Source organism: Microbacterium sp. P2_F9, from assembly GCF_056403635.1.
This window is the reverse complement of sequence record NZ_JBFUFC010000167.1, coordinates 1-8605: the sequence shown is the minus strand read 5'-3', so window position 1 is coordinate 8605 and position 8605 is coordinate 1. Positions and strand designations below refer to the sequence as shown.

At 69.6% G+C, this 8605-nt stretch carries 7 protein-coding genes; 6 read left to right on the top strand and 1 reads right to left on the bottom strand.

From position 1 onward, the window contains the following. Positions 1 to 24: 24 nt before the first annotated feature. Positions 25 to 1605, bottom strand: coding sequence for a PucR family transcriptional regulator (locus tag AC1DVT_RS15280; RefSeq protein WP_477389871.1), 1581 nt, complete (start codon positions 1603 to 1605; stop codon positions 25 to 27). A gap of 45 nt (positions 1606 to 1650) precedes the next feature. Here AC1DVT_RS15280 and gabT point away from each other — a divergent pair, with 45 nt between their 5' ends. The 6 genes from gabT to AC1DVT_RS15250 form a co-directional block, all read left to right on the top strand. Continuing rightward, the gene (gabT, locus tag AC1DVT_RS15275; RefSeq protein WP_477389870.1) at positions 1651 to 3009 is read left to right on the top strand and encodes a 4-aminobutyrate--2-oxoglutarate transaminase; all 1359 of its coding nucleotides are present in this window, start codon (positions 1651 to 1653) and stop codon (positions 3007 to 3009) included. A 105-nt stretch (positions 3010 to 3114) separates the two neighbouring features. After that, complete coding sequence (locus AC1DVT_RS15270; RefSeq protein ID WP_477389869.1) at positions 3115 to 4473, top strand: flavin monoamine oxidase family protein; 1359 nt, start codon at positions 3115 to 3117, stop codon at positions 4471 to 4473. After that, a complete protein-coding gene (locus tag AC1DVT_RS15265; protein ID WP_477389868.1) occupies positions 4470 to 5354 on the top strand; it encodes a universal stress protein in 885 nt (294 codons plus the stop codon). The genes AC1DVT_RS15270 and AC1DVT_RS15265 overlap by 4 nt, the downstream gene beginning before the upstream one ends. Further along, a complete protein-coding gene (locus AC1DVT_RS15260; protein WP_477389867.1) occupies positions 5351 to 6919 on the top strand; it encodes an APC family permease in 1569 nt (522 codons plus the stop codon). The genes AC1DVT_RS15265 and AC1DVT_RS15260 overlap by 4 nt, the downstream gene beginning before the upstream one ends. Positions 6920 to 6938: 19 nt before the next feature. Next, positions 6939 to 8303 carry an NAD-dependent succinate-semialdehyde dehydrogenase gene (locus AC1DVT_RS15255; RefSeq protein WP_477389866.1) on the top strand — a complete coding sequence of 455 codons (1365 nt, stop codon included), beginning with the start codon at positions 6939 to 6941 and terminating at the stop codon, positions 8301 to 8303. Positions 8304 to 8360: 57 nt separating this feature from the next. Then, positions 8361 to 8605 (top strand): pyridoxamine 5'-phosphate oxidase family protein (locus AC1DVT_RS15250; protein WP_477389865.1); only part of this gene is annotated, 245 nt, incomplete at its 3' end.

Here is an 8605-nt window from a genome sequence, read left to right as displayed (position 1 = left end):
TCTCGGGGCTGACGACCGGGCGGTTCACCTCCCCGCGACCTGCAGGGCCGCCCAGAGGTCGGCGCGGGCTGCGAACGAGGCGAGATCGGCGCCGAGCAGGGTCTGGGCGAGCCCGATCCGGGCGCGCACGGTGTGCCGGTGCACTCCGAGCGTCGTGGCCGCCGCGTCTATCCGCGCATCCTGCTCGAGCCACACCCGCACCGTCTCGATGAGCGCCGAGCCGTGGGCCTCATCGTGTTCGCGCAGCGGGGCGAGTCGGGCCCCGGCGAGCGAGCGAGCGGCGTCCGAGTCGAGGGCGGAGAGGATTCCGGATGCCGCGACCTCGGCGAACCGCGTGACCGGCCGCGTGCCGCGGTGCAGCGCCGTCGTCGCCTGGGCGTGCGCCTGGGCGAAGGCCGCGTACGACATCGGCTCGGAGATGCCGACGGAGGCGTCGAACAGCTCCGCCAGCTCGACGAAGACATCCTCGTCCCGCGCGACCAGGAGCAGTCCGTCCTCGGTGCGACCGAAGAAGACCCCGCCTTTGCGCTCGGTCGCGCGCACGGCGAGCCACTCCGCCACCGCGTCCGACCGGGCGGTCGCGGCATCCGTCATCGCCACGCGCACCGGCGCGGCGGGGAATCCGTTCCACAGCTCTCGCGAGATGCGCCGGGCAAGCGCCGGGTCGCCGGTCATGAGCGACTGGACGAGCCCCGCGCGCAGCAGGCCGTGCGCGCGGGCCAGGCTCTGCTGCTGCTCGAGCGCGAGGCCCGCCATCGCCACCACCGACGTCACGACGGTGCGGCCCTCTTGGTCGAGGTCGCCGGTGGCGATCGCGATGACGCCGCGCAGGTGACCGCCTCGGCCGAGGGTCTGCAGCGAGAAAGGCGTGTCGCCGAGCCGCAGCGATGAGCCGGCTCGGGCACCCCGGCGCAGGACGGCGCCGGCTTCGGCGGTGATCCCGTCGAGCACCTCGGTCGTGAGGGCTCCGGCCGGGTGCTCGCGGCTGAGGGCTCCCGCCGCGTCGAACATGCCGACCCACGTGTCGAGCTGCCGGGCGAGTTCGGCGAGCGTCGCACCCAGCCCGTCGGGCCGGAGCGCGGCGAGCGAGATGGCGCGCTGTGCGGCGAGCGCCCAGCTGCGCCGTGCGTACGACTGGGCAGCGATCGCCTCGCCGTTCGCGCGGGCCAGGGCGATGAACGGGGTGCGATAGGGCACCTCGAACAGCGGCATCCGCTCCGCACGACAGGCGTCGGCGAGGGCCGGCGGGATGCCGTCGCGCACCACTTCGGTGCCGAACCCGAGGCCGAGCACTCCCCGCTCGGCGAGGCGGCGCACGTAATCGGCGTAGTCCTCGTCGCTCGCATCGCGGAACTGCGTCCCCGTCGTGAGCAGCGCGAGGCCCTCGGAGAGGAAGGGCGTCGGATCGGCGAGATCCGAGCTGTGCACCCAGCGGATAGAGCGATCCAGCGCACCCGGCGCAAGGTCCGCCTCGCCCGACTCGAGTCGCAGATGCAGCTCGCGTCGCCCGAGGAGGGCGCGCAGTGTGGGTTCTTCGATCGCCGCGACCACGGACACCTCCCAAGAGCTGTACGAGGTGTACAGCCACCCTTCGAGAATGTACACCGAGGCGAGTGCGGGTGCCGCGTCCGAATACGTACGCTCACGAGCATGAGTGCACTAGACACCCTGACCGCGCCCCCCGTCGGCGGACCCTCGCTTCCCCAGGAACGGCGCCTGGTCACCAGCATCCCCGGTCCTCGCTCCCAGGAGCTGCTCGATCGCAAGGCCGCCGCCGTGGCGGCCGGTGTCGGCCACACGGCRCCGATCGAGGCCGTCGCCGCCGGCGGCGGCGTCATCGTCGACGCGGACGGCAACTCGCTCATCGACCTCGGGTCGGGCATCGCCGTGACGACGATCGGCAACGCGCATCCCAAAGTCGTCGCCGCGGTGCAGGCGCAGGTCGCCCAGTTCAGCCACACCTGCTTCATGATCTCGCCGTACGAGTCCTACGTCGCCGTCGCCGAGGCGCTGAACCGCATCACGCCGGGTGACCACGAGAAGAAGAGCGCCCTTTTCAACTCGGGCGCCGAGGCCGTCGAGAACGCGATCAAGATCGCCCGCAAGTTCACCAAGCGCTCGGCGGTCGTCGCGTTCGACCACGGCTACCACGGCCGCACGAACCTCACGATGGCCCTCACCGCGAAGGCGATGCCGTACAAGAGCGGCTTCGGCCCGTTCGCGTCGGAGATCTACCGCGCGCCGATGTCCTACCCCTTCCGCGATGGCCTCTCCGGGGCGGATGCCGCGAAGAAGGCCATCTCGATCATCGAGAAGCAGGTCGGCGCCGACAACCTCGCGGCCGTCATCATCGAGCCCATCCAGGGCGAGGGCGGCTTCATCGTCCCCGCTGAGGGGTTCCTCCCGGCGGTCGTGGAGTGGTGCCGCGCCAACGGCGTCGTCTTCATCGCCGATGAGATCCAGACCGGCTTCGCCCGCACCGGCGCGATGTTCGCGTCGGAGCGCTTCGGCATCGTCCCCGACCTCATCACGACGGCCAAGGGCATCGCCGGGGGACTGCCGCTCGCAGCGGTCACCGGACGCGCGGAGATCATGGATGCCTCGCATTCCGGCGGCCTCGGCGGCACCTACGGCGGCAACCCGATCGCGTGCGCGGCTGCCGTCGCGGCGATCGAGGTGTACGAGACCGAGGGGCTGATCGAGCGGGCGAACGAGATCGGCGCGATCCTCACCGACCGGCTCAGCGCCCTGCAGGCGACCGACCCGCGGGTCGGCGACGTGCGAGGCCACGGCGCGATGATCGCCGCGGAGTTCGTCGACCCGGCGACGGGGGAGCCCGATGCGGCGCTTACCGGCGCGGTGGCGAAGGCGTGCATCGCGCAGGGCGTCATCGTCCTGACCTGCGGCACCTACGGAAACGTCATCCGCTTCCTCCCGCCGCTGTCGATCCCGGACGCCCTGCTGCACGAGGGCCTCGACGTCGTCGCCTCCGCGCTGGCCGCGGCCTGACCGAACAGAAACCTGGTCGCTGAGCCTGTCGAAGCGTCCGCCATGAGAACGCTCGGCCCTTCGACAGGCTCAGGGACCGACCACCAGCCAGACGAAGGAGTCAGAATGACGGAGATCACGAGGGACGTCGTCATCATCGGCGCGGGCGCAGCCGGAACCACGGCCGCCAACGAGCTGAAGAAGGCGGGCCTGTCGGTCGCGGTGCTGGAGGCGCGCGACCGGGTGGGCGGCCGCCTCTGGACCGACGTCATCGACGGCGCCATGCTCGAGATCGGCGGCCAGTGGGTCTCGCCCGACCAGGACGCACTCATCGAGACGATCGAGGACCTGGGGCTCGAGACGTTCAGCCGCTACCGCGACGGCGACAGCGTCTACGTCGGCCCCGACGGTGTCACGCACCGGTTCACGGGGGAGATGTTCCCCGTCGCGCCGGAAACGGAGCACGTGATCGCCGAGATCACCGAGCGGCTCGACGCGATGGTCGCCGAGATCGACCCCGACCGCCCATGGGAGCACGCGAAGGCCGCCGAATGGGACACGATCTCGTGGGACGCCTGGCTGCGAGCGCAGACCGACGACGATGAGGCGGTCCGCAACCTCGCCTTTGCCACCGGTTCGGCGATGCTCACCAAGCCGACCCATGCCTTCTCGCTGCTGCAGTCCCTGCTGATGGCAGCGAGCGCCGGGAGCTACTCGAACCTCGTCGACGCGGACTTCATCCTCGACAAGCGGGTCGTCGGCGGTCTTCAGCAGGTGCCGCTGCTCCTCGCCGAGCGCCTCGGCGACGACGTCCACCTCGGGCAGCCGGTGCGCACGCTGGAATGGTCGGATGCCGGGGTCACAGCGACCACCGATTCGCTGACGGTCCGAGCCAGGTATGCGATCCTCGCGCACGCCCCGGTGCTCTACAGCCGCATCCAGTTCGTCCCCGCCCTGCCGCGCCGTCAGCACCAGCTGCACCAGCACATCTCGATGGGCTTCGTCATCAAGGTGCACGCCGTCTACGACCGCCCGTTCTGGCGCGAGCAGGGGCTCTCCGGCACTGCGTTCAGCCCCTACGAGCTCTCCCACGAGGCCTACGACAACACCAACCACGGCGACGAGCACGGCACCCTCGTCGGCTTCGTCTCCGACCAGCACGCCGACGACGTATTCCTCCTCTCCGCCGACGATCGCAAGGAGCGGATCCTCGAATCCCTCTCCCACTACTACGGACCCGAGGCCAAGAACCCGATCGTCTACTACGAGAGCGACTGGGGCAGCGAGGAGTGGACCCGCGGCGCCTACGCCGCGAGCTTCGATCTGGGCGGCCTCGCCCGCTACGGCGCCGACCAGCGCACCCCCGTCGGTCCGATCCACTTCGCGTGCAGCGACATGGCCGGCGCCGGCTACCAGCACGTCGACGGCGCCATCCGCATGGGCCGCTTCGTCGCCGCCGCGATCGTCGAGAGGGACCGCACATGACCGAGCGGATCGTCGTCGGCTACATTGCGACCAAGGCGGGGAAGGATGCCGTCACCCTCGCGGCGCGGCTGGCCGCGGCATCCGGATCCGAACTCGACATCGTGCAGGTGCTGCCCGCGGACAGCCGCAGTGTCATCACGCCGCCGGACGCGAGCTACGACCGCTACATCACCGCCCAGGCGGAGCTATGGCTGGCCGAAGCCGCCGCGAGCGTGCCGGCGGGCGTCGCCCATGCGGAGCACGTGCGGTTCGCCGACTCATTCGGCGAAGGCCTCGTGGCCGCAGCCGCTGAGCTGACGGCCACGCACATCGTCGTCGGGACGGCCAACGGCGGTCTGCGCGGCCGGCATCGCCTCGGCTCCACCACGTCCGAGCTGCTGCACAGCTCGGATGTGCCTGTCGTGCTGGCACCCAAGGGGTCGCGCAAGGTCGCCGCCTCCACCGGCGTCACCCGCCTGACCGTGGCGATCGGCACGCGCTCAGGTGCGGAGGTCCTCATCGGCGAGGCCGTCGCGCTCGCCGAGGCGACCGGCGCCTCGGTGCGACTGCTGTCCCTGGTCACCGTCGATCTGCCGCCGACCGTCGACACCGGCGTGATCCGCATCGCCGGCGCCGCGCACGCCGATCAGGTGCTCAAGACCGCGCAGGCGGCTCTCCCCGCCGACATCCCGAGCGAGGTCGTCGTCGGTCGCGGCGACAGCATCGAATCGGCGGTCGCGCACCTCGACTGGGAGCCGGGCGAGCTCGTGCTCGTCGGCTCCAGCCGCCTGGCCCAGCCGCGGCGGCTCTTCCTCGGCTCGACGGCGGCGAAGATGCTGCACGAGCTTCCCGTGCCGATGGTCGTCGTCCCTCGCACCATCACCCCTGAAGGAGAGCAATGAGTGCTCCCGCAGGCGCCCCGGCGCCCCTTGCCCCCACCACCGGCGAAGGTGCCGGCGGACTGTCCAAGAAGGGCCTGAGCGCCGGGACGGTCGGCCTCATCGGCGCGATCGTGATCGGCATCTCGTGCATCGCGCCGGCGTACACCTTCACCGCCGCCATCGGCCCGACGGCATCCGTCGTGGGCGCCCAGATACCGGCGATCATCCTCGTCGGCTTCATCCCGATGCTGCTGGTGGCGTTCGGCTACCGCGAGCTGAACAACCGGATGCCCGACTCCGGCACCTCGTTCACCTGGGCGGCCCGCGCGTTCGGCCCGTGGATCGGATGGCTCGCCGGCTGGGGCCTGATCGCCGCCACCATCCTCGTGCTGTCCAACCTCGCCGGGGTCGCGGTCGACTTCCTGTTCCTGCTGCTCTCGCAGATCACCGGCAATGAGGCCCTCGCCGACCTCGCGAGCGTGACGTGGATCAACATCACGGTGTGCCTGCTGTTCATGCTCGGTGCGACCTTCATCTCGTACCGCGACATGCAGACCACCCAGAAGCTGCAGTACGTGCTCGTCACCTTCCAGGTCGTCGTGCTGATCTTCTTCGCGGTCGCGGCGATCGTACAGGCCGTCAACGRCAACGCCTTTGACTTCATGCCGTTCGACTGGGCGTGGTTCAACCCGTTCGCGGTGTCATCGTTCAGCGCTTTCGCTGCCGGCCTGTCACTGTCGATCTTCATCTTCTGGGGCTGGGACGTCACTCTCACGATGAACGAGGAGACCAAGAACCCGGAGAAGACCCCTGGTCGCGCCGCGACCGGGACCGTGCTCATCATCGTCCTGCTGTACCTGCTGCTGGCCGTCGCGATGATCATGTTCGCGGGCGTCGGCACGGGGGAGTTGGGCCTGGGCAACGAGCAGATCCAGGAGAACGTCTTCTTCCACCTGTCCGGTCCGATCCTCGGCCCGCTCGCGTTCCTCGTCTCGCTCGCGGTGCTCACCAGCTCCGCGTCGTCGCTGCAGTCCACCTTCGTCGGACCGGCGCGCACGCTGCTCGCGATGGGCCACTACGGGGCGCTGCCGCCGGCGTACGCCAAGGTGAGTCCCYGCTTCTTCACCCCCGGGTACGCGACCATCGTGTCGGCCGTCGTCGCGTCGGTGTTCTACGCCGTCATGCGGGTCGTGAGCGAAGACACCCTCTGGGACACGATCCTCACCCTCGGCATGATGATCTGCTTCTACTACGGGCTGACGGCGTTCGCCTGCGTGTGGTACTTCCGCAAGCAGTGGTTCGACTCCGTGCGCAACGTGTTCTTCACGTTCCTGTTCCCGCTCGTCGGCGGCGTCATCCTCGCGGTGCTGTTCTTCACGACCCTGATCGACTCGATGGACCCTGCCTACGGCAGCGGCTCGCAGATCGGCGGGATCGGCATCGTGTTCATCCTCGGGATGGTCATCATCGGGCTCGGGATCGTCATCATGATCTGGCAGGCGATCAAGCGGCCGGCCTTCTTCCGCGGCGAGACCCTCGCCATGGACGCACCCCCGAGCGCCCGCAAGGCGCGACAGACTGTCTGAAGACGAATCGGAGATACGGATGAGTGATTACGCGGTCGTCAACCCCGCCACGGGCGAGACGCTGGCCACCTACGACACGCTGACCGACGCGCAGCTGGATCGGAAGATCGGGACTGCGGATGCCGCCTTCCGCGACTGGCGCGTGACGCCCGTCGCCGAGCGGGCCACGCTGCTGCGGCGCGTCGCCGAACTGCATCGTGAGCGCCGTGACGAGCTCGCCGCGACGATGGTGCGCGAGATGGGCAAGCCGCTCGCCGCGGCGCTCGGCGAGGTCGACTTCGCCGCGGACATCACGGAGTTCTACGCCGACAACGTCGACAAGATCACGGGCGACCAGCCGTTCGACATCCTGGGCGAGGGCACCGCGCTGATCCGACGCTCGCCGATCGGGGTGCTCCTGGGCATCATGCCCTGGAACTTCCCGTACTACCAGGTCGCGCGATTCGCGGCGCCGAACCTCGCGATCGGCAACACGATCCTGCTCAAGCACGCCTCGCAGTGCCCGGCTTCGGCGGCCGCGATGGAGGAGATCTATCGGGACGCCGGCCTGCCGGAGGGCGCGTACGTCAACCTGTACATCACGAACGATCAGGCCGCCGATGTCATCGCCGACCCGCGGGTGCAGGGGGTCTCGGTGACCGGCTCGGAGCGCGCCGGCGCGGCCGTCGCCGAGGTGGCCGGACGCAACCTCAAGAAGGTCGCGCTGGAGCTCGGCGGCTCCGACCCGTTCATCCTGCTGTCCACCGACGACCTCGACGGTGCGGTCCAGGCCGCCGTGGATGCGCGACTGGACAACAACGGGCAGTCCTGCAACGCCGCCAAGCGCTTCATCGTGGTCGACGGGCTGTACGACGAGTTCCTGGCGAAGTTCACCGCGGCCATGAGCGCGGCGAAGGTGGGCGACCCGTTCGCCGAGGACACCGTGCTGGGGCCGCTGTCGTCGCTCATCGCGGCCGAGCGCCTCGCCGAACAGGTCGACAAGGCTGTTGCGCAGGGCGCGACGCTCGTCACCGGCGGTACCCGCGACGGCGCGTACTACCCGGGCACGGTGCTGACGGGCGTCACCGGCGACATGGACGCCTATCGCGAGGAGTTCTTCGGGCCGGTCGGGGTCGTCTACAAGGCTGCGGGGGAGGACGAGGCGATCGCCATCGCCAACGACACCACCTTCGGCCTGGGCTCGTACGTGTTCACGACCGATCCGGAGCAGGCGGCCCGCGTCGCCGAGAAGATCGAGGCGGGCATGGTCTACGTCAACCTCGTGCTGGCGGACTCGCCGGAGCTTCCCTTCGGGGGAGTGAAGCGCTCGGGCACCTCGCGTGAGATGGGCCTGCTGGCGGCGGACGAATTCGTCAACAAGAAGCTCATCCGCGTCGCCGGATAGATCGTTTTCACGGCGATGCCCCTGCCGCGAGACCGAGCATCGCGGCAGGATGGAGACGTGGATGCGAACGAGTCCGGCGTGAACCCCCTCGTCAGTCTGACCGTGGCGGAATGCTGGCGCCTGATCTCCGGCCAGGAGCTGGGTCGCCTCGTGTCGCACGTCGGCGATGTCCTCGACATCTTCCCGGTCAACTACGTGACGGATGGCGAGACGATCGTCTTCCGCACGGCCGAGGGCAGCAAGCTCTTCGAGCTGATGGTCAACGACGAGGTGCTGTTCGAGGTCGACGATCACACGGACAC